Below are 22,429 nucleotides of genomic sequence, written 5' to 3' on the forward strand. Positions count from 1 at the left end.
AATCTAAGTAAATAAAGTAAATTCGGAGGTGAAAGACCCGGATACAGTTTGAAATAGCTGTAAAAAGTAAAAAATTGAAAGTAAAATGAGTAAAAAGAGAGTTTTAATCAGTGTTTCTGACAAAAGTGGATTAATAGAATTCGCGCAGTTTTTGGAAGCTCAGAATTATGAGTTGATCTCTACAGGAGGAACGTTCAAACATTTGAAAGACGCTGGTTTAAATCCTATTCAGATTGATGAGGTAACCAATTTCCCTGAAATGTTGGATGGAAGAGTGAAAACTTTACACCCGAAAGTTCACGGTGGATTGCTGGCTGTTCGTAATAATGAAGAGCACATGAAAACCGTTCAGGAACACGGAATTGTTCTGATTGACATGGTGATCGTAAACCTTTACCCTTTCTTTGAAAATGTGAACAAAAACATTTCTTTACACGAAAAGGTAGAATTTATTGATATCGGAGGTCCTTCAATGCTTCGTTCTGCAGCGAAAAACTTTGATTCTGTTACCGTAATTACAGATGTGGAAGATTACACAACTGTAAAACTGGAAATGGAACAAAACGGTGATACGTACATTGAGACCCGTAAAAAGCTTGCAGGAAAAGTATTCAACCTTACCTCTGCATATGATGCAGCTATTTCAAGAATGCTTTTAGACGAAGAATATCCTACGTATTTAAATGCTTCTTATAAAAAAGTTGCTGACTTAAGATACGGAGAAAATCCTCACCAGACAGCAGCTTACTATGTTTCTACTTTCGAGAATGGAGCAATGAAAGACTTTGAACAGCTTGGGGGGAAAGAACTTTCTTTCAACAATCTTCGTGATATGGACCTTTGCTGGAAAGTAGTGACTGAGTTCAAAGAAGAAATGGCTTGTTGTGCGGTAAAACACTCTACCCCTTGTGGAGTTGCAATCGGAACTTCAGCATTGGAGACTTACCAGAAAACATTCGAATGTGATCCGGTTTCTATCTTTGGCGGAATTGTTGCAATGAACTATAAAATTGATGCAGCGACAGCGGAAGAACTGAACAAAACATTCCTTGAGATTGTAATGGCTCCTGAATTCGATGAAGAAGCTCTTGAAGTTTTAAGAAAAAAGAAAAACTTAAGAATTATCAAAATCGTAAACCCTGTTTCTGACAAACAGACTTGGGTGAAAGTAGATGGTGGTATTCTGGTTCAGGATAATGATACTCACTTCTCTGACGATATCAAAGTCGTTACAGAAGTACAGCCTACAGAAGAGCAGAAAAAAGCTTTACTTTTCTCTCAGAGAGTTGTAAAATATGTGAAGTCAAATGCTATTGTAGTTTCCAACGGAATTCAGGCATTCGGTATCGGCGGCGGACAGGTAAACAGAATCTGGGCGACTCAGCAGGCTATCGAAAGAGCAAAAGAAAAATTCTCCGGAGATTTGGTATTGGCTTCAGATGCATTTTTCCCTTTCCGTGATGTGGTAGATTTCTGCGCTCAGGAAGGTATCAAGGCGATTATTCAGCCAGGTGGAAGTGTAAAAGATCAGGATAGTGTGGAAGCTGCAAATGAGCACGGTATCCCAATGATGTTTACAGGTGTTAGACACTTTTTCCACTAATTAAAATAGAATTAAAAAATAATTAGGGATTGTATTTTTAGCATTCAAAATTATATATTTGTAAAATAAGACTAGATAATAAAAAAGTATGAGAATATTAATCATAGGTGAAGGCGGTAGAGAATCTGCTTTAGCGGCAAAGCTTCAGAATGACTCAAGAATTTCTAAAATGTTTTTTGCCAACGGGAATGCTACTACCGATGTAATAGGGAAAAATGTTCATTTATCGGAAATTAAAGAACTTAGAGATTTCGCAATTAAAGAAAAGATTGATCTTACGATCGTAGGTCCCGAAGCTCCTCTTGTAGCGGGTATCAAGGACGAATTTAAAAAACACGATCTTAAAGTTTTCGGTCCTACTCAGAAAGTGGCAAGCCTTGAAGGGAGTAAAGCTTTCTCTAAGAAATTTATGCAGACCTATGATATCAAAACTGCTAAAGCGGTAGTATTTGATTCATACAACGATGCTAAAGAATATGTGCAGACACAGCAATATCCTTTGGTGATCAAAGCTAGTGGTTTAGCAGGTGGAAAAGGTGTTGTTATTTGTGACAATCTTGAAGAAGCTGAAGCTACTATCCACGACTTCATGATCAGAAGAATCTATGGAGATGCAGGAATCCGTTTAGTTATTGAAGAATATTTACAAGGTTTTGAAGCGTCTATCATTGCTTTTTCTAACGGGGAAAAATTGTTCCCATGTGTAGCAGCAAAAGACTATAAAAAAGCTGGAAACGGAGATACAGGACCTAATACAGGAGGTATGGGTTCAATAGCACCAAGCCCGGAATTTACTCAGGAGCATTATGCAGATTTTGAGAAAAATATTTTAGAACCAACTATTAAAGGTCTTAAAGCTGAAGGTTTCGGATTTAAAGGAATCATCTTCTTCGGATTGATGGTTACGAAAAACGGAGCTTACCTTCTTGAATACAACATGAGATTTGGAGATCCTGAAACTCAGGTATTGATGGCGCTTATGGAAAACAATCTTTTGGATGTGATCCAGGATTGTATGGAAGGAAAAGACATTGAGCTTAAATTTAAAGACGAAAAAGCAATTTGCCTTGTAATGTGTTCAGGAGGTTATCCAAGAAACATCGAAACAGGTTTCGAAATTACAGGGGAAGATAAGCTGAAACATAGTAAACTTTTATATGCAGGAGCTATCAGCAAAGGAGACAAAGTGGTTTCCAACGGGGGTAGAGTTCTGAACATTGTAGCTACAGGTGCTACTTTCGAAGATGCCCGCAAAAAGGTTTACGAAGACGCAAGTCATGTACATTTCGATTACGGCTTCTACAGAGACGACATCGGAAAGTTTTAATAAAATCACGAAAAAAGATTTGGAGCAATTCCAAGTCTTTTTTTGTAAAACGGTTGAATAAGCAGTAGGCTTTAGCAATAAGCCGTAGATTTTCTAAGTTTTATATTCTATCAATAGAATCGAGCTTTAGCCCGATTGATTATAAAAAAATAGCGATAGAAATGGCTTTAGCCCAAACCTAAATAAATTGCTGAAACAGTTTTTGAGTGAATATTTTGATTAACAGATATGATACAGGCTTTGTCATTCCGTAGGAATCTCAAAAGTATCGTGAAACTCTAATACAATTAAACAATCAAAAGAATCCTCATTATTTATAATTTATAAATCATAATTCAAAATGAACAACGGTATTATTATTTTAGATTTCGGATCCCAGTACAACCAGCTTATCGGAAGAAGAATCCGTGAGATGGGTGTATACTCTGAAATCTTACCTTACAATACACCATTACAAGATATTTTAGCAAAACAGCCAAAAGGAATTATTCTTTCCGGTGGACCAAGCTCTGTGAATGCAGAAAACGCTCACCTGGTTGAAAAAGAATTATACGAACAAGGAGTTCCTGTATTGGGAATCTGCTACGGAATGCAGATGACAGCTCACCTTTTAGGAGGAAAAGTAAATAAAGGAGAAAAGGGAGAGTATGGTAAAGCAAACCTTGAGATCGTAAAAGAAAGCTCTTTATTGAAAGGAGTGACTCAGAACTCTGTAGTTTGGATGAGCCATTTTGACGAAGTAGGAGAATTGCCTGCAGGTTTTGAATTGAACGCAAAATCAGGAGTAATTGCTTCTATCTCTAACGAAGAAAGTAAAATCTACTGTGTTCAGTTCCACCCGGAAGTATCTCATACTGAAGAAGGAGGAAAAATGCTTGAAAATTTCGTTTTTGGAATCTGTAACTCAGAGAAAAACTGGAAACTGACTAACTATATTGAAAAAACAGTTGAGGAAATCCGTGAGAAAGTAGGAGACAACAAAGTAATCCTTGGTCTTTCAGGTGGTGTTGACTCTTCTGTAGCGGCAGTTTTGATCCACAAAGCAATCGGTGATCAGTTGACTTGTATCTTTGTAGATACGGGATTATTGAGAAAGGATGAGGGCAAAAAAGTAATGGATCAGTATGGAGAGCATTTCCATATGAACATTAAAATGGTGGATGCTCAGGAAAGATTCCTTACAAAATTAGCTGGTGTTGATGATCCTGAAGCAAAAAGAAAAATCATCGGAAACGAATTTATCCATGTTTTTGATGAAGAATCACACAAAATTGAAGGCGCTAAATTCCTTGCACAGGGTACTATTTACCCTGACGTTATTGAGAGCCAGTCTGTCAACGGACCATCAGCAGTAATCAAGTCTCACCACAACGTTGGTGGACTTCCTGAAGATATGGACTTCGAATTGTTAGAGCCGCTAAGAGAGCTTTTCAAGGACGAAGTAAGAAGAGTAGGAGAAGAATTAGGTATTCCTCACCACATGGTATACAGACACCCTTTCCCAGGTCCGGGATTGGGAATCAGAATATTGGGAGCTGTAGATGCTGAAAAAGTAAGAATCCTTCAGGAAGCTGATGATATCTTCATCGAAGAATTATACAAAAATGACCTTTACGAAAAAGTATCTCAGGCATTTGTAGTTCTTCTTCCGGTAAAATCTGTAGGAGTAATGGGAGATGAAAGAACGTATGAATATACTGCTGTAGTTCGTTCTGCCAATACCATCGACTTTATGACGGCAACGTGGAGCAGACTTCCTTATGAGTTCTTAGATACTGTTTCAAGCAGAATCATCAACGAAGTAAGAGGAATCAACAGAGTAGCGTACGATATTTCAAGCAAACCACCTGCAACGATTGAGTGGGAATAATCTTTGACTTGAATTTAAAATATAAATCCTGCCCGCTTTGGGTGGGATTTTTTTGTTTATAATGGAAATTCTGTTTCTAAAAACTTCAATGCGGCTATTCCATATTCTGTCTTTTGCAAACAAGAACGATGAACTCCTTCATCATTGAATAAGTAAAATTTATGATTCTTATCGGAGGTAAAAGGTGGAAATAGGACAATATCCTGTCCTTCATCTAAAGTTTTTTTGCAAACAGGGCATTTACTTTGATTCAGAAAAATTATTGCCATTTCTAATTGATATTTTGGTTAATGTTTTGCTTAGTAATAGCCTATTAAAACAAATTTTCACTAAATTTAAGTAAAATTATATCAAATGCAAATAGAAACGAGACCCCTGACTGTTCAGGATTATGATGAATTGGTAGTGACAATGAAAAGGGCGTATCCTCAGATGTCTGAATCTATCTGGTCTAAAAAAAGTATAGATAAACTTACGAGAATATTTCCTAAAGGTCAGATTTGTATCACTGTAGACGGGAAATTGGCTGCCGTAGCACTGTCCATTATTGTGAATTATGATGAATTTGGGGACGACCATACCTATGTTGATATTACAGGAAATTATACATTCAATACCCATTTGTCAACAGGAAATGTATTGTATGGGATAGAAGTTTTTGTTGATCCTGAATTTCGGGAACTGCGCCTGGGAAGAAGATTGTATGATGCCAGAAAAGAATTGTGTGAGCTGCTCAATCTAAAATCAATTATTCTGGGTGGAAGAATTCCGAACTATCATAAATATAGTGATGAGATTTCTCCAAGAGAGTATATCCGAAGAGTAAGAGATAAGGAAATTTATGATCCGGTATTGTCTTTCCAGCTTTCCAATAACTTCCTTCCCATAAAGATTCTGAAAAAATATCTTCCTGAAGATGAATCATCACTGGAAAACGCTGTTTTGCTGCAGTGGAACAATATCTATTACAGCAAAAAGCCCAATACAATGCAGGATAGTATCATCCGCTTAGGATTAGTACAATGGCAGATGAGGCATTTTAAAAATATCGATGCTTTTTATGAGCAGGTAGAATTCTTTGTTAATGTAATGGGAGACTATAAGTCAGACTTTGTTCTTTTCCCCGAACTTTTCAATACTCCGCTTTTAGCACCCTTCAATAAGCTTTCAGAAAGAGACAGTATGATCGAGCTGGCTAAATTAAGTGAGGAAATAAAAAATAAAATCTCTGAACTGGCGATCAGTTACAATGTCAATATTATTTCCGGAAGCATGCCTGTTTTTGATCATGATAATAATGATTTATATAATGTCAGCTATCTGTTGCATCGTGATGGACGTATTGATGAATACCGAAAAATCCATATCACTCCAAATGAAAAAAAGTATTATGGAATGAAAGGAGGAAACGAAATCCGGGTTTTTGATACCGATTGTGGGAAAATAGGACTTGTAATTTGCTATGATGTAGAATTTCCGGAGTTACCAAGAATTCTGGCTGATCAGGGGATGAAGATTCTTTTTGTTCCTTACCTTACAGATACCCAGAATGCTTATATCAGAGTGCGTCACTGTGCTGCTGCGAGAGCGATTGAAAATGAATGTTATGTAGCTATTGCGGGTTGTGTAGGTAACTTACCGGGAGTAAACAATATGGATATTCAGTTCGGACAGGCTGCTGTATTTACCCCTTCAGATTTTGCTTTCCCTTCTAATGGTGTAAAAGGTGAGGCTACTCCCAATACAGAAATGACCCTGATTGTTGATGTAGACCTGAACTTATTGAAGGATCTTCATCATAACGGCTCGGTTCAGGTGATGAAAGACCGTAGGAAAGACCTGTATGAGACTTATCTTAAATAATAAAACAGAATGCATTAGCATTCTGTTTTTATTTTACCTAAAATTTTCTTTGAGTGGGCTGATTACATGTACTGAGGACATACTACAGCAGGGCAGATCAATTTTGGACATCTTGGTCTTCCGTCTGTAGGGCAGCATTGGTTGGAGCAGTTTCCGATAATGATTCCGCTTCCTGCAATCCCTTTTAATTGCTCTCTTGAAAGTTTGTTGTTACGTAAATTTTTCATGTTGTAATACTTTTGGTTTGTTTTATTTGTACGCTGTAAATATATTAATTTTTATGATATATGATGGTTTTTGTTGTTATTGATGTATTTTATTCTTTAAAAGGTTGATTACGTGTTGTTGTTTTTAACTTTCCATGTTGATGTTGTTGTAATAATTCTTTTCATAAAGGAACAATTTTTGGAGTAAATTGCACCTACTATTGATAGACTATGTTTGACAAACAGCAAAGAAAACTGAAAAGATCCGCAAGACTGATTTCCGTATTGAGTAAATATGGTTTCAAAGATATGCTGGCAAGGATGAATGGAGGAAATAAGCCGGAAGAAACTTCCGGTTCAGACGAGATTATTTCAAAAGGAACCGTTTACGAAAGAATAAGACTGGCTCTTGAAGAGCTTGGCCCTACTTTTGTAAAATTGGGTCAGACATTCAGTAACAGAGAAGATTTATTACCACCGGAATTGATTCAGGAGCTGCAGAAACTTCAGGACAAAGTGGAAACAGTAGATATGGACGTAGAAGAAGCGCTGGAAAGTGAATTCAATATTTCCGTGAAAGACTGTTTCCGTGAAATCCAGAAACAACCTCTGGCTACAGCTTCTATAGCACAGGTGTATAAAGCAATTTTGCTGGATGGCAGTCCGGTGATTTTAAAATTGAGAAAGCCTGATGTGCAGTCAGTTATTGAAGATGATCTACTTTTGATCAAAGACATTGAAAAGCTGATCTCTGCCTATTCCGAAATAGGAGAAAAACTTAATCTGAAACAGGCCATTTCTACCTTTGAAAGATCATTGCTTGAAGAGGTTTCTTTGACTAATGAAAGGAATAATATACTGCAGTTCCGTCTGAATTTTAAGAACAATAAAGAAACATATGTTCCCAAAGTCTACGAAGAATTTTCCAACAACAATATTCTTTGCATGGAATTCATCGACGGGATAAAGGTAACAGACAAATCGGTACTTCTGGCTAATGATATTAGTCCTGTAAAAGTTTCCGAAGCAGGATTAAGGCTGTTTGTATCGCAGATCTTAGACTATGGATTCTTCCATGCTGATCCTCATGCCGGCAATATTTTGGTGAAAAAAGATGGTAAAATAGTTTTCATAGATTTTGGGGCAGTGGGAAAAATTCAGCCTAATGATAAAGAAATTCTTGAAAATCTTATCGTAAGTTTTGTTGCAAAAAACTCTCATAAAATAGTACGGTCACTCAAAAAAATGGCCATAAGCTATGAAATACCGGATGAAAGGAGGTTTGAAAATGATGTAGAAGATATTTTGAATTTTGTTCACAGCTCATCACTGCAGGATATCAATGTACAGGTGATCATCAACAAGATGAAGAATATTTTAAAGGATAACAGGCTCTATATGCCGGATTATTTCTATCTTTTATTCAAAGGTATCAGCTTAATAGAAGGTGTTGGAAGGAGCATAAACCCAGATCTGGATATCGTTAAAAGTCTTCATCCTTACACGAAAAAGATTTTCACCAAGAAAATAAATCCTAAAAATCTTTTAAAAACAGGAATGGACCGGATGATGAATTTTACAGATAATGTAGATGAAATCCCAAAAGAGCTCCGTTCTGTTCTTCAAAAACTGGATGAAAACAAATTTACGGTATCCAGTGAGATCAAGAATATAGACAAAACCAACCAGCTGATTAAATCCAGTGTTGTCAATTTGATTCTGGCTATGGTCTTAGGCGCAAATATAATTGCAACAGCCATCGTTTTTAGCTCAGAATCCGGTCCGAGAATAGGAGAATTATCTTTAGTGGCAGTCTTAGGTTTTGTATTTTCAATTATTCTGGTCTTAATACTTTTACTGAGAGTGACAAGGAAGTGATACACAAACTAAAAATGAAAGAATTACAATTCTTCTATTCCGCACCATAAAACCCGAATCACGGATCTCGCAACTAAAAACCAAAACCTACCATGAAAACAATTATTATAACAGCAATCACCTTATTCAGTTCATTTTGTATGGCTCAGGAAGCCAGTGCAGAGAATATTCAGGGAGATTTTGACGGAAACGGAACCAAAGAATATGTCTATACAAAAGTCAGTGACTGTGGTGACGAATGTGAAGGAAAGTGTGAAACAACTATTTACTTCAGTGATAAAAATATAAAGCCTATAACAATTTCACCAGCCAATCAAGGAAGCCTGTATAATCTGGGAGACCTTAATGGAGATGGAAAAGAGGAGATTGGTTTTTATCCCAACTGGTGTACCAGCTGCTGGCATCCGTTTTATGTTTATACTTTAAGTAAAACTGGATGGCAACCGTTATTGCCCTCTATTTCAACTCACTGTAATCAATGGGAAGAAGATAAATTCCCCATCAAAAAAGATCCGAAAAAGAAAGGATACGTTATCGTTACCTCCAGCAAATGGGAAGACGACGATATTAAAACTATCAGTAAAAGTGTGAAAGTAAATTAAAGAGTTAAGTAGTTGCTAGTTGCTAGTTAATCAGTTGTTTTTCCGGATAACTCAAGTTTTTTTGTTTTTTCTCTTCGAGAAAATTGGCAATTCACTTGAGACGCAAAATTCACTATTGACCAATTCCTTACCTCTAATTTTTAACTTCTAATTAAATACCTATCTTTGCAAAATGGAAAAACTCACTTTTGCAGATTTTGACCTGCCGGTTAAAATTCTTGATGTTTTAGCAGATTTGGAATTATTTGAACCTACACCCATTCAGGAGAAGAGCTTAAAGCCTATTCTTTCAGGAAGAGATGTGATGGGAATTGCGCAGACCGGAACCGGAAAAACATTAGCTTACCTTTTGCCCGTTCTGAAAACATGGAAATACAGCAAAACAGGAAATCCAACTGTTTTGGTGCTTGTTCCTACAAGAGAATTGGTGGTACAGGTAACTGAAATTATTGAGAAACTGACAGAAAATATTACTGCAAGAGTAATCGGAATATACGGAGGAAAAAATATCAATACTCAAAAACTATTGTTCAACGATGGTTGTGATATTTTGGTAGGAACACCCGGAAGAGTGATGGACCTTTCCATAGACAATGCTATTTCTCTTAAAGAAGTTCAGAAATTGGTCATTGATGAATTTGATGAGATGCTTAACTTAGGTTTCAGACCGCAGCTTACTCATATTTTTGAAATGATGAAAGCAAAGAGACAGAACATCCTTTTCTCTGCAACCATGACGGAAGCAGTAGATGAAATGCTGGATGTATACTTTGCAAGCCCAATTGAAATTTCATTGGCAAAATCAGGAACGCCGCTTGAGAAAATTGAACAGACTGCTTATAAAGTAGAAAACTTTAATACTAAGATCAACTTACTTGAACATTTACTGAAGAGCGATACAGATATGTCCAAGGTCTTGATTTTTAATAATAATAAAAGACATGCCGACATGCTCTTTACTAAAATTGATGAGCTTTTCCCTGGACAGTTTGACGTGATTCACTCTAATAAGTCTCAGAACTACAGACTTAAGGCTATGAAAAGCTTTGAGAATGAAGAAGTGAGAGGTTTGATTACTACAGATGTAATGGCAAGAGGTCTTGATATTTCCAATGTTACGCATGTTATCAACTTTGAGACACCGGATATTCCTGAACAGTACATTCACAGAATCGGTAGAACGGGTAGAGCAGACAAAGAAGGAAAAGCGGTTACTTTTGTAACTAAAAAAGAAGAACCTTTGATTCTTGATATTGAGCTATTGATGGATAAAGATCTGAAATTTAATGAATTCCCGGAAGGAGTTAAGATCAATCCTAAAAAGATCGCTGATGAAGAAGATCAGATTGTTATGAAAAATCCTGCACAGGTAAAACTGAATGATGGAGGAGGAGCATTCCATGATAAGAAAGCTAAAAATACTAAAGAAAACTGGGGTGGTCCTTCCAAAAGAAAAGCACCTAAGAAGTTTGGAGCTAACAGGTCCCAACAGAAAGCAATATCAAAATCGAAAAGAAAGAAATAAAATAAAAACGATTCCCATATCAGGAATCGTTTTTTATTTTTAATCAAATTGAATATTGTTGCTTTTTAAAATTTCTTTAAACTTATCTGTTTTACCTTCTTCTTTCATACTCTTATAAATATATCCTATCATTTTTTCAGCATCCGATCGGTAAGGCGATTTTTGTTCAGAATAAATCCTGTATGCTTTACAAATATTATCAAGACCTTTTTCATTATTCTTCAGATGAGTAAAGTAGACCTGTCCCATTCCATAATAAACTTCCGGATCACCTGGATATACTTTGTCAAAATCGTTATACGCATCAATAGCTTTCTGATATTCCTTTTTATAAACATACGTTATTGCTATATTCTGTAAAGGCATTTTACCTTTTGGATCAGCAGCCAATGACTGTTTATAAGCGTTAAGAGCTTTATCATATTCCCCTATTCTTCTATAGGAAATTCCCAGATTATCCCATGCGTAAATAAATTTTGGATCAATTTTTACTGCTTGTTCATAATTTTGAATAGCTTCTTTCCAGTTTTCCGCTTTTCCTGCATCAACGCCTTTTTCATAGAAATCAACGGCCGTATCATTTTTTGAGAACTTGTCATAACTGGTTTCAGTAGTTTTGGTAGCTCTTTGCACGCTCTCGCAGTTTTGCATCAGATAACGTTCAAGCTCATTATAGCTGTCCTTGTATTGCTGTGAATTCTTATTCGTATTAAAAGTCAGGTTAATCTGCTTTTTCCCGTTTACTTTAGGTGCTTTTTCAGATTCTTTTTCTGCTCCTTTCAAAAGTGTTGAGATCTGAAGCGCTCCCGTGTATTTGTCAATACATTCATGAACATCTTTTATGATATCTTCCTTCTTCCTGTTTGCCAAATGAATAGAATCAGCACATTTACAGGCATTTTCTGAGAGCTCCTGAAGAACTGTTTTTTCATTGGGTTTCTCCTGAGAAAATGAAAGAGAGTAGAATAAAACGAAAAATAAAATGGTTATTGTTTTTTTTATCATGGGTTATAGTTTATTTCAGGTAAGGAGTGATCACTTTGGTCCAGATTTTATATCCCTCCGGCTTAAAATGAAGCATATCTTCCACAAAAATATCTTTTCTTACATTTCCATTAGCATCTTCCATCGCTTTAGTAACATCAATATACTCAGCATTGGGTTCTTTTTTCATAAATGCAGCGATCTTCTTGTTGGTAATTTTCATCTGCGGCCAGATCACTTCTCTGCTTGGAGAGTACTTGATAGAGATATAATCAACTTCAATATTGGGAAATTTTTCACGTATTTTTTTATAAAAAGCTTTATATCTGTCAACCACTACTTTTGCTTTTAGCTGATGGTTGTCTGCAAAATCATTTTCGCCACAGTAAATAATGATCTGCTTTGGCTGATAGGGAGCTAAAAGATCATTCGCAAAATCATTAAGGTCTGTAAGTCTGGACCCTCCGAACCCTCTGTTGATAATTTTTTGATTAGGGAAATAATCTGCTATATCAGTCCATTTTGTGAATGACGAGCTTCCCAGAAATAGAATGGCATCCTTTGGTGGCGGGTTTTGCTGATCTTGCTTTTTGAATTCCTGAATGTCCTGCCAGAACATTGGTTTTTTTTCCTGAGAAAAGGCAATAACAAAACACAGCAATAGGAATGCTGATAGAATCTTCTTCATTATATTCAGTTTTAAATTAGATATAAAAATAATAAAAAACTCCCGATTAGCGGGAGTTTTATGATTTATCTTTTGTAAGTAACATAGGGGATATCAGGAATTTTATCTCCATCCATATCAAAAATTCCGGATTGCTGAGCAAGTTTAAAATCTTTACCCGTCAAAACATCAACTCTGTAGGTGATAGGTGATTCTTCCTCACCAAACTTAATTCCTATAACTTTTGAATCTGCATCATAAGTATATCTTCCTTCAGTTTTTGGAGATGGAGTACAGTCAGCACCTTCTCCTGTATAGGCTGTATAGCTCACATAATAGTCTGTTCTTAAGAAAAGAGTGTTTTTGGCTGCACATCCAGTTAATGTTTCAGTATAAAGCACTGTTTTATTATCTTTTCCGGAAATTACTTCCCTTTTAACTTCCTTCCAATCTCCCTTCATGATATCCATATCGTAAGCTTCAAGATTGTCATCTTTACAAGAAGTAAGTGCCAGGGCAGAAAAGGCAAATAAAAGTAGCTGTTTTTTCATTTTCACAAATTTAAGAATATGCTAAAATATAAATAAATTTGAAATATCTATAATGAAATAATGATTTTTTAAACGAATGTTTGTAAATTGAATAATTTTGAGAGGATAATCAGTATTTTCAGGCGTCTAAAAGCCGCTAAAACATAAGAAATTGATTTAAAGAATATACAACTAATTAGTCAAGATCATATAAAATCAAAAGAAGCGGGCTAAATCCCGCTTCAATATGAATTAATTGCCACTCTTCCAGTCAAAAATTAAAGGCTCAGTATAATTTTAAACCTTAAACCTTAAATTTTGAATTTCTAGTAGCTCATCTCTACAATCTTATAAGCATCCTGCGGAGTTAGTTTTTTATACTCTCCAAGGCCTAACCATTTTCTGTCTGTAAAGGCTTTTTCAACCTTTTCAGCTGTTCCTTTAAAGTCTTCTGTATACTCAGAAAGTTTGGTTTTGATATGAAGGCTGTGGAAGAATTCTTCCATTTTTTTGATTCCCAGTTCTGCTTTTTCTTCTACACTTCCGTCTTTGATTCCCCAGACTCTCTCGGCATATTGTGCCAGCTTTCCTTTTTTATCATCAAAATTGTAACGATAGTGGGATGGAGCGATAATTGCCAGCGTTCTTGCATGATCAATACCGAAATAAGCAGTCAGCTCGTGTCCCATTGCGTGTACTGCCCAGTCTGTAATGACTCCTTTCTGGATCAGTCCGTTCAGCGCCATTGTACAGCACCACATAAAGTTTCCGGCAGCATCATAGTTGAAATCATCAGCCAATACTTTTGGAGCCGTTTCCTGAAGACTGATCAGAATGCTTTCTGCAATTCTTTCCTGAAGATCAGCAGAAGAAGGCGCAGTCATGTATTGTTCCAAAACGTGGGTGTAGGCATCTGTAATTCCATTCACAATTTGGTTTTTTGGAATAGATCTGATCACCTCCGGATCCAATACAGAAAACTGTGGGAAAAGTCCCGGTCCTCCGGAAGACAATTTTTCATTAGTTTCTCTTCTTGAGATTACATACCCTGAATTCATTTCTGAACCGGTTGCAGGCAGCGTTAAAATACTTCCAAATGGCATTCCTTCTCCTTCAAAAGTTCTTACTGAATTTCTCAGAATGTCCCACGGTTCGCCAGCATAATTAGCTGCTGCGGAGATAAATTTCGTTCCGTCAATCACAGATCCGCCACCAACAGCAAGAAGATAAGTGATATTTTTTTCTTTAATAAAGCTTAAGGCATTGATTAAGACTTCATATTCAGGATTGGCAGGAACCCCACCAAATTCATATACTTCATGATCCTTCAAGGCCTCTTTTACCTGGTCGTAAACACCATTGTTTTTGATGCTACCACCTCCGTAAATCATTAATATTCTTGCATCTTTAGGGATTTCTTTTGAAATTTTAGCAATTTCACCTTTCCCGAAAAGTATTTTTGTTGGATTTTTAAACTCGAAATTAAGCATTGTTCTAAATTTATTTTAACCCAAATTTACGGAATGAAAAAAGAAAATTGAGTTAACGAAATTTTAAAATTGCTATTATTATATTTTATGAAAGCTATTGCAGTTAATGGTTTTTGAACTATTGATATTATTCCTTTTTATATCATTCAGTCGTTTTTCCAGATTAAGGATAAAGAATCCTTGTGGCTTAGCATTTTCCAACTAAGTTATAATGGACTGCAGTTTTCATCCTTTGCATAGATTCCATTGCTTTTCGCTTCCAACTTTCCGGTTTTTCTGTTGATCTTCACCAAAAAAGACTCTTTTACAGCCGGACAGCCCTTAGACTGCATAAGATACATAGAGATATGACGGTCCTCAATTTTATAAGCTCCGGTAAAACGGTTGCTTGTATCTACCGAATAACCATACGTTTTTGCGAGCAAAATAGCTTCAGGAAGATTGTCTACAGTTCCGATAAAGTCTCTTAACTGCTGTTCATTGGAAAAATAAACTGATCTTTCATTTTTGCATGCAAGAATGTATGAAAAGCAGTTGTTGCCTATACATTTCTGGAAAAAACCTCTTTCCGGAACAGGCTCATTGATGGTCATAAAATCGGGAGCCTGGCTTTCATAGACCACTGCTTTTTCATAATCAGTATCATTGCTGAGCACCCGCCAGTAGGCATAGTCTTTATCAGGAACAATGAAAGGATAGAGATAATCTACCGTATCAAGGATATCAGGAATTTTCTTGTAATCATCGGAAACCTTGATCTGGCCAAAAAACAGATTGGAAAGGATCAGGAAAAAAGCGATGATGAGTTTCATAGAGAAAGTGTTTTCAGTGCAAATTTAAAGAGAATTATTCCAATACAATTTTATAATATCCTTTTTCATCAGTTACATCAATATCTATTCCTGTAAAAGTCAGTTTATTGATTTGATAACCATCACAAGCTCCTTTAAATTCTGATGACTGTATTGCAAAATCAAGGTTTTTAATATTAGAATAAAATTTATAATTTTTTGTTCCGTTATAGGCGCCTACATTTTCTACAATAACCTTGTTGTCGGAGGTTTTGGTTAATTGTATATTAACATTGTTTTCATCCTGAACTGAATACGTGGTCAATGTTCCATTGGCAATAAGATTCTCATTGTTGGAGTTTACGAACTCAAAAATGATGGGTAGAGGTGCATTGTAACAATCTTTTTCACAAGAGATAAACAGAATTGTTATGAGTAGAAAAGTAAATATTTTTTTCATGGATTATGGATGTTGTAAGAGTAAAATTAATGAAAATTATATTAAACGGACTCTTACATATATCTCAAAGAATTAGTTGACCATATGCTCTACAAAAGGAACAATCCTGTTATTCTCAATTTTTCCTTTGATATAAACAGAATCGCCATTCTTGAAAATGTATTCATTGACAAGAAGATTGTTTAACCCGCTAGGTTCAAAAAAAGACTGAATCCAGGGATGCAGATTTTTTAATAAGGAAATTTTTTGAGTTCCTCTGGGTTTATAATCTTGCAGATAGTAGGGTGTTCTATCGCTGGTAGTATAAGTTTCGTAGACAAAAGGCATATTTCTTTGATCTGGATTTTTTATGATACACCTATTAAAATCAATAGGATATAATTGCCCATTGATTAAAAGTTGAGCTCCTTTGGGATAGCCTGCTGCCATGGCGTAATCGAATTTTTCGTAAATTTCTTTATATCGTTTGTTTTGTTTGACGGTACCCACACGCAGCAGATAGAATGCCGCATCTTTTCCTGATAGAGGAGCTGAGATCGTTTGGTCTGTATAAACGGTGCATTTAAGAACGGGTAATGAGTGGATGACATCTACCTGCTTATTGTACTCATCAACTCTTTCCTGCATTGATTCCATACTGCCAAAAGCAAAAGAGCTAAAAGCTATTGCTGAAAAAGCAAAGACCAGCATAAACACTCCAAATATGATTAAAATAGTTTTCAGTCCCTTTTTGTCAAGCTGGGTTCCATTGTTTTTAATATTCACATTGGCGTTAAAATTGAATTTAATCATGGTTCGTTTAAATAGCTTTCAAAACTAAGGAATTCTTGAATAAAAATTAATATGTTTTTTTGCTTTTAATCCTTTATTTTTTTGTCATTTGTCAACCCAACTCATTCCAAAATCACTTACATTTGTTATTATGATACACGACCAACGCGCAGAAAAATTCAGGCAGATCGTGGAAAATAAGTTCCAGATCTACAATTCATTATTTATGAGCCTGCCTTATGATAAAATGACGAATATCGGAATGCTGCTTCCGTTTCTTTATGAGGAAAGCAGAACCGGCTATGAAGCAGGAAAAACTCCCGAAAACATCGTCGAAGAATTTTTTAAAAACCATACTGATCTTCAGACTGAGGAACAGAAACTCGAACTGCTTTTCAAGATCATTCAGTATATAGAAAGACAGGTAGTTTTGTTTGACAGTATTGAAGATGCTGCTTTTCCTAATCTTCACTCCGAAAGTGACAGTGGTACCGTAACCAATCTTTTTGAACGCTCTTTTCAGGATCATAAAATTGAAAAAGTACGTGAAAAATTAAAAGATTTTAGTGTAAAGGTCGTGTTTACAGCGCACCCTACACAGTTTTACCCAAGTTCAGTACAAAGGATCATTCAGGACTTAAGAGGAGCTATTACCAGTGATTCCGTTACTCAGATTGATACGCTTCTGCAGCAGCTGGGGAAGACCCCTTTTGTCAACAAAGAAAAACCTACTCCTATAGATGAAGCTTTGAGTATCATTTCATACCTGAGATACGTATATTACGATACCATTGGCGAATTGTTTACGAAGATCAAAAAGACTTTCGGAAACGGGCATTTTCATCTTCATGAAGATATTATCCAGCTTGGATTCTGGCCTGGAGGAGACAGGGATGGAAATCCGTTTGTAACAGCAGATGTAACAAAAAGAGTAGCAGAAGAACTTCGTTCGGCAATTCTGAAGTCCTATTACAGCCATTTGAAATTTATCAGAAGAAGATTAAGTTTCAGAGGCGTTTCTGAAGTTTTAACCCAATTAAGTGAAGAACTGTATGCTGCCATTTTTGATGGAAAAAGTATTACGGCTGAAGATATTTTAAAGAAAGCTGCAGAAGCGGAAAAAATATTAGTTAATGAACACAACTCTTTGTTTTTAGATCTTCTGGCCAATTTCAGAGATCGTGTAATGATCTTCGGAACTCACTTTGCGACGTTGGATATCCGCCAGGACAGCAGAATCCATCAGAAAGTGATTGATGATGTTTTTGCGAAAGTATCTGGAAATGAAGAGGCTGATTACGAACAAAAATTCAATAAGCTGATTCAGGTTTCAGAAACGGTAAATGCTGAAGATTTTGAAGATATTGTGAAAGATACATTGTTAACAGTTTCACAGGTTACAGACATTCAGAATCTGAATGGATTAAGGGGAATGAACCGCTATATTATTTCCAATTCTGATGCGGTAAAAGATGTGATGAATGTGTATGCATTCTTTAAGATTTGCGGGTATAAAGACGAAGATATCAATATGGATATCGTTCCGCTTTTTGAAACGATGGAAGGTCTTGCCAACGCTGAAAATGTGATGAAGGAGCTGTATCATAATCCGGTCTACAAAAAACATCTGGAAAAAAGAGGGAATCAGCAGACCATTATGCTTGGGTTTTCTGATGGAACCAAAGATGGTGGATATTTAAAAGCCAATTGGGAAATTTATAAAGCAAAAGAAGTATTGACCAAGCTTTCCGAGCAGAGCAATATCAAAGTTGTATTCTTTGATGGCAGAGGAGGGCCACCAGCCAGAGGAGGAGGAAAGACCCACGATTTCTATGCTTCTCAGGGAAAAACTATTGCCAATAATAAAATTGAACTTACGATCCAGGGGCAAACCATTACCAGTATTTTTGGAAATAAGGAACAGGCAAAATATAATTTTGAACAGCTTCTGACAGCTGGTGTAGAAAATGATGTATTCAAAAATGCAAAAAAAGAGCTTACGGAAAAAGAAAGAGCTTTAATCATTGAATTGGCGGATATCAGCTATGGAAAATATTCAGATTTAAAGGCTCATCCTATGTTTGTTCCATACCTTCAGGAGATGAGTACTCTTGAATATTATGGAAAAACAAATATCGGAAGCCGTCCTTCAAAAAGAGGAAACGGAAGCGAACTGAAATTTGAAGATCTGAGGGCTATTCCGTTTGTGGGCTCATGGTCACAACTGAAACAGAACGTTCCTGGATTTTTTGGCTTTGGATATGCTATGCAAAAGATGAAAGAACAGGGAAGATTTGAAGAAGTAAGAGAATTGTATAAAGGTTCGGATTTCTTTAAAACGTTAGTGCTGAACTCGATGATGAGTATGAATAAATCTTATTTCCCGCTGACTTATTATATTAAAAGCAACCCAAAGTTTGGTGCATTCTGGAATGTTCTTTTTGATGAATACGAGCTTTCAAGAGAAATAATGCTGGAGCTGACCGGTTTCAAAATGCTTCAGGAAGAAGATCCACTGTCTAGAAAATCGGTGAAGATCCGCGAAAAGATTGTGCTTCCATTATTGAGCATTCAACAATATGCCTTGATGAAAATACAGAAAGGAGAGGGCAATAAAGAAGCCTATGAAAAATTGGTGACAAGATCACTGTTTGGAAATATTAACGCGAGCAGAAACTCTGCTTAAGTTGTTTTAAACAAACGTTTTGTACATAGTGTAGAATAATATATCAACAGAAATGGGCTTTAGCCCATTCTTTTTTTATTAATCAATCCATCCGCTTTAGCCGAAATATAGCTGTTGTAGAAGAATATCTCTCGCACATTCAACAAAATTAAACACCATATCAAAATCTGCTCAATCTGTTTAATCCGCGAGAGACAAAAAATTATTCTTTTAAGAATTTCTCATAGTAAACCTTATCCTTCATCTGAATTTTCAGATAATAAGTTCCTTTGGCAAAATCCTCCACTTTTATAGATTTCTGCTGGCTGCTTTTTCTGATCAGTCTTCCCAGATTATCATAGATTTCCAAAGACAGGACTTCCTGCTCTGATGCTATATTCAGAATGTTTTTAGCAGGATTCGGGAATATAGAAAACTTTTCCTTTTTTACCGTTTCGGAAGTATTCAGAACGATATTGTACAGACTTCCGAAGTTGAGAATGCCAAATCCTATCTGATCTGAATGGGCAGGATAAAGCGAAGCTGTTTGTCTTAGCTTTGTTCTCATCTGCTCCCTGTCCATCGTTGGAAATGCCTGAATAAGACATGCCACACCTCCTGCAGCAATAGGAGTAGAAATGGATGTTCCATTCACAACTGTAGTCGCATTATCATACACTGTGGTGGTAGCAGTTCCTTGAGTACTTCCGTCAGGTTTTACCACTCCAAGAGAGTTCGGCCCAAAAGAAGAAAATCCGGATGCATTCCCTGCCGAATCTACAGAACCGATGGAGAATACTTTAGCATTGTCAGATGGTGTCATCAGATAATGCCATGGCTGCAGCCCGGAATTTCCGGCAGCAGCCAGAACAAAAATTCCTTTTTCAGCAGCAATACCTGCTCCCCGGGCAATGAAAGAAGTACTTCCGTTCATATTGGCATAAGTATAATTGTAACGGCTCTCATCAAAAATATTGTATCCCAGTGATGAGGTGATGATTTCTACGCCTTTTCTGTCTGCTTCCTCAGCTGCTTCAATCCAGTATAGCTCTTCTTCAGGAACCTCTACAGTAGCATTTTCACTTCGGTAGAGATAGAAATCAGCATCGGGAGCAGCGCCAACAAATATGTTTTCCAGATATCCGCCGATAGCTCCTAAAACAACAGAACCATGAGGACTGAGCGTTGTATTATAAATGTTTCCGGTTTTGGTGACAAAATCATAGGCCGCTTTTATATGATTACCGTTCCATAATCTTGAAAAAGCAGTTCCTGTATTCACAGTTGGAAATCCGGCATCAATGACGGCTATGGAAATCCCTGTTCCGGTATAACCTGCCAGGTGAAGTGGCCGTATATTGACCTGATCGATTTGGCCGGCACCGGAACCATAATTAAAGGTGGTAAGTATTTTATTGAGACTTGCATCATCTTGCCATTTTACAGGTGCTGTTTTTACAGTGGTTGAACTGTTTCTGGCAAAACTTTCAACAGACAAGACAAAAGATTGAGCCTGCAGCAGTGTTTTTTGGGCAGGTGTAGCATTCACTGCCGCTCCGTTAAGCCATTTTGAATAATCTGTAACGGTAAATCCTAAATTTTGAAGATTCTGAAGATAAGACTGTTCAATAGGGGCATCCTGATCGTTGAGAGGAATTCCCAGCGTTGTACGCCTGTTGAGTGATTTCTGACTGAGTTCAGAAAGCGGATTTGCATAAAATGCAGCTTTGTTGGGCTTATCAGTAAAGAAAACAAACACAAGTTCTGTTTGGGCAGATACATTAAGATAACCCGTTAGGAAACAAAAGAGTAAAAGTTTTTTCATAAGATTATTTTGTATAAAGATAAAAACAAAATCAATAAAATTTTTGATAGGATATTAAATTCCTTATTTTTACAGAAATATTTATTATATGAAAAAAATTCAGATGGTTGACTTGCAAAGTCAGTATTACAAAATAAAGAATGATGTAGACAATGCTGTTTTGAATGTAATGGACTCTGCAGCGTTTATTAACGGACCTGAAGTAAAGTCTTTCCAGAATGAATTGGAGTCTTATTTAGAAGTAAAACATGTGATTCCGTGTGCCAATGGTACAGATGCATTACAGATTGCCTTAATGGCCCTGGACCTGAAAGAAGGCGATGAGATCATCACCGCTGATTTTACTTTTGCTGCAACGGTAGAAGTAATTCACCTGCTTAAGCTAAAATCTGTATTGGTAGATGTAGATTATGATACATTCACTATTTCTACAGAGCAGATAAAAAAAGCGATTACGCCAAGAACAAAAGCGATCATTCCGGTACACATTTTCGGACAGTGTGCGAATATGGAAGAAATTTTGAAAATTGCTGAAGAGCACAACCTATATGTTATTGAAGACAACGCTCAGGCAATCGGTTCAGAATATACATTCTCTGACGGAAGTGTAAAGCAGGCAGGAACAATGTCTACTGTAGGAACAACTTCTTTCTTCCCTTCAAAAAACCTTGGATGCTACGGAGATGGTGGAGCTATTTTTACCAACAACGATGAATTAGCACACCGTTTGAGAGGAATTGTAAACCACGGAATGTACGAAAGATATTATCATGATGAGGTAGGAGTAAACTCCCGTCTGGACAGTATTCAGGCTGCGGTATTAAGAAAAAAACTTCCTCACCTTGATTCTTACAATGAAGCAAGAAAAAGAGCAGCAGATTTTTATGATGAAGCATTTGAAGGAAACCCGAATATTCTGACTCCAAAAAGAGCTGAGAACTCTACTCACGTATTCCACCAGTATACTTTAAGAATTCTGAATGGAAAACGTAATGAACTTCAGAAGTTTTTAACGGAAAAAGAAATCCCTGCAATGATCTATTATCCGGTGGCCCTAAGAAAGCAGAAAGCTTACTTCCAGGAGAGCAATGATGCAGACTTTGTGAATACAGATAAGCTGCTGGATCAGGTAATTTCTTTACCAATGCATACAGAATTAGACGAAGAACAACTGAAGTATATTACGGATGCTGTTCTTGAGTTTATGGGATAAAAATAACTATGACGGAATTTTTTTTAAAAGGAAGGAAATATAAATTCTTTTTAGGGTTTCATCTTTTTATCGTAGGATTATATTCAATCTATGTAATAAATACATTGAATTCCTATAATTCCTCATCTTACTCAGAATACTATAAAGAGAGTATTTTTG

19 protein-coding genes are annotated in these 22,429 nt (G+C 36.4%); 9 read left to right on the forward strand and 10 right to left on the reverse strand.

What is annotated here, in order from left to right; genetic code table 11:
- Positions 1-85 precede the first annotated feature (85 nt).
- The 3 genes from purH (at position 86) to guaA (ending at position 4,800) form a co-directional block, all read left to right on the forward strand.
- Positions 86-1,603 (forward strand): bifunctional phosphoribosylaminoimidazolecarboxamide formyltransferase/IMP cyclohydrolase, encoded by a 1,518-nt coding sequence (gene purH, locus ACTJIP_RS08015; RefSeq protein WP_440704338.1) that lies wholly within the window; start codon positions 86-88, stop codon positions 1,601-1,603.
- Between the two features lie 88 nt (positions 1,604-1,691).
- The gene (gene purD, locus ACTJIP_RS08020; RefSeq protein WP_047383501.1) at positions 1,692-2,930 is read left to right on the forward strand and encodes a phosphoribosylamine--glycine ligase; all 1,239 of its coding nucleotides are present in this window, start codon (positions 1,692-1,694) and stop codon (positions 2,928-2,930) included.
- A 340-nt stretch (positions 2,931-3,270) separates the two neighbouring features.
- Positions 3,271-4,800, forward strand: coding sequence for a glutamine-hydrolyzing GMP synthase (guaA, locus tag ACTJIP_RS08025; RefSeq protein ID WP_077414982.1), 1,530 nt, complete (start codon positions 3,271-3,273; stop codon positions 4,798-4,800).
- A 56-nt stretch (positions 4,801-4,856) separates the two neighbouring features.
- On the opposite strand, the gene ACTJIP_RS08030 is transcribed toward guaA, so the two are convergent.
- Complete coding sequence (locus tag ACTJIP_RS08030; protein ID WP_077414980.1) at positions 4,857-5,069, reverse strand: hypothetical protein; 213 nt, start codon at positions 5,067-5,069, stop codon at positions 4,857-4,859.
- Between the two features lie 85 nt (positions 5,070-5,154).
- Between ACTJIP_RS08030 and ACTJIP_RS08035 the strand changes: the two genes are divergently transcribed.
- Entirely contained in the window at positions 5,155-6,663 is a 1,509-nt protein-coding gene (locus ACTJIP_RS08035) for a carbon-nitrogen hydrolase family protein (protein ID WP_077414978.1), read from the forward strand.
- A gap of 62 nt (positions 6,664-6,725) precedes the next feature.
- Here the strand turns inward: ACTJIP_RS08035 and ACTJIP_RS08040 are convergent, their stop codons facing one another.
- Positions 6,726-6,890: a hypothetical protein gene (locus tag ACTJIP_RS08040; RefSeq protein WP_167510741.1), complete on the reverse strand. Its 165-nt coding sequence runs from the start codon at positions 6,888-6,890 to the stop codon at positions 6,726-6,728.
- A 210-nt stretch (positions 6,891-7,100) separates the two neighbouring features.
- Between ACTJIP_RS08040 and ACTJIP_RS08045 the strand changes: the two genes are divergently transcribed.
- From ACTJIP_RS08045 to ACTJIP_RS08055, 3 genes are all read left to right on the forward strand, one after another.
- The gene (locus ACTJIP_RS08045; RefSeq protein ID WP_440704339.1) at positions 7,101-8,747 is read left to right on the forward strand and encodes an ABC1 kinase family protein; all 1,647 of its coding nucleotides are present in this window, start codon (positions 7,101-7,103) and stop codon (positions 8,745-8,747) included.
- A gap of 92 nt (positions 8,748-8,839) precedes the next feature.
- Positions 8,840-9,349 (forward strand): hypothetical protein, encoded by a 510-nt coding sequence (locus ACTJIP_RS08050; RefSeq protein WP_228408707.1) that lies wholly within the window; start codon positions 8,840-8,842, stop codon positions 9,347-9,349.
- Between the two features lie 172 nt (positions 9,350-9,521).
- Complete coding sequence (locus tag ACTJIP_RS08055; protein WP_077414972.1) at positions 9,522-10,874, forward strand: DEAD/DEAH box helicase; 1,353 nt, start codon at positions 9,522-9,524, stop codon at positions 10,872-10,874.
- Between the two features lie 39 nt (positions 10,875-10,913).
- Here the strand turns inward: ACTJIP_RS08055 and ACTJIP_RS08060 are convergent, their stop codons facing one another.
- The 7 genes from ACTJIP_RS08060 to ACTJIP_RS08090 form a co-directional block, all read right to left on the reverse strand.
- Complete coding sequence (locus ACTJIP_RS08060) at positions 10,914-11,879, reverse strand: tetratricopeptide repeat protein (RefSeq protein WP_077414970.1); 966 nt, start codon at positions 11,877-11,879, stop codon at positions 10,914-10,916.
- Between the two features lie 10 nt (positions 11,880-11,889).
- Positions 11,890-12,546, reverse strand: coding sequence for a GDSL-type esterase/lipase family protein (locus tag ACTJIP_RS08065; RefSeq protein WP_077414968.1), 657 nt, complete (start codon positions 12,544-12,546; stop codon positions 11,890-11,892).
- Between the two features lie 65 nt (positions 12,547-12,611).
- Positions 12,612-13,076 carry a lipocalin family protein gene (locus ACTJIP_RS08070; RefSeq protein ID WP_047383521.1) on the reverse strand — a complete coding sequence of 155 codons (465 nt, stop codon included), beginning with the start codon at positions 13,074-13,076 and terminating at the stop codon, positions 12,612-12,614.
- 305 nt (positions 13,077-13,381) lie between these two features.
- The gene (locus ACTJIP_RS08075) at positions 13,382-14,545 is read right to left on the reverse strand and encodes an iron-containing alcohol dehydrogenase (RefSeq protein WP_219072452.1); all 1,164 of its coding nucleotides are present in this window, start codon (positions 14,543-14,545) and stop codon (positions 13,382-13,384) included.
- A gap of 206 nt (positions 14,546-14,751) precedes the next feature.
- On the reverse strand, positions 14,752-15,357 hold the full coding sequence (locus ACTJIP_RS08080; protein WP_077414964.1) for a hypothetical protein: 606 nt from the start codon (positions 15,355-15,357) through the stop codon (positions 14,752-14,754).
- A gap of 34 nt (positions 15,358-15,391) precedes the next feature.
- Complete coding sequence (locus ACTJIP_RS08085; RefSeq protein ID WP_077414962.1) at positions 15,392-15,796, reverse strand: hypothetical protein; 405 nt, start codon at positions 15,794-15,796, stop codon at positions 15,392-15,394.
- 72 nt (positions 15,797-15,868) lie between these two features.
- Positions 15,869-16,588: a hypothetical protein gene (locus ACTJIP_RS08090; protein ID WP_077414960.1), complete on the reverse strand. Its 720-nt coding sequence runs from the start codon at positions 16,586-16,588 to the stop codon at positions 15,869-15,871.
- Between the two features lie 130 nt (positions 16,589-16,718).
- Here ACTJIP_RS08090 and ACTJIP_RS08095 point away from each other — a divergent pair, with 130 nt between their 5' ends.
- On the forward strand, positions 16,719-19,253 hold the full coding sequence (locus tag ACTJIP_RS08095) for a phosphoenolpyruvate carboxylase (RefSeq protein WP_077414958.1): 2,535 nt from the start codon (positions 16,719-16,721) through the stop codon (positions 19,251-19,253).
- A gap of 202 nt (positions 19,254-19,455) precedes the next feature.
- Here the strand turns inward: ACTJIP_RS08095 and ACTJIP_RS08100 are convergent, their stop codons facing one another.
- On the reverse strand, positions 19,456-21,057 hold the full coding sequence (locus ACTJIP_RS08100; RefSeq protein WP_180565556.1) for a S8/S53 family peptidase: 1,602 nt from the start codon (positions 21,055-21,057) through the stop codon (positions 19,456-19,458).
- A gap of 88 nt (positions 21,058-21,145) precedes the next feature.
- Here ACTJIP_RS08100 and ACTJIP_RS08105 point away from each other — a divergent pair, with 88 nt between their 5' ends.
- Entirely contained in the window at positions 21,146-22,270 is a 1,125-nt protein-coding gene (locus tag ACTJIP_RS08105; RefSeq protein WP_077414954.1) for a DegT/DnrJ/EryC1/StrS family aminotransferase, read from the forward strand.
- Positions 22,271-22,429: the final 159 nt, after the last annotated feature.

This window comes from Chryseobacterium sp. 22543 (genome assembly GCF_052044565.1).
GTDB lineage: Bacteria > Bacteroidota > Bacteroidia > Flavobacteriales > Weeksellaceae > Chryseobacterium.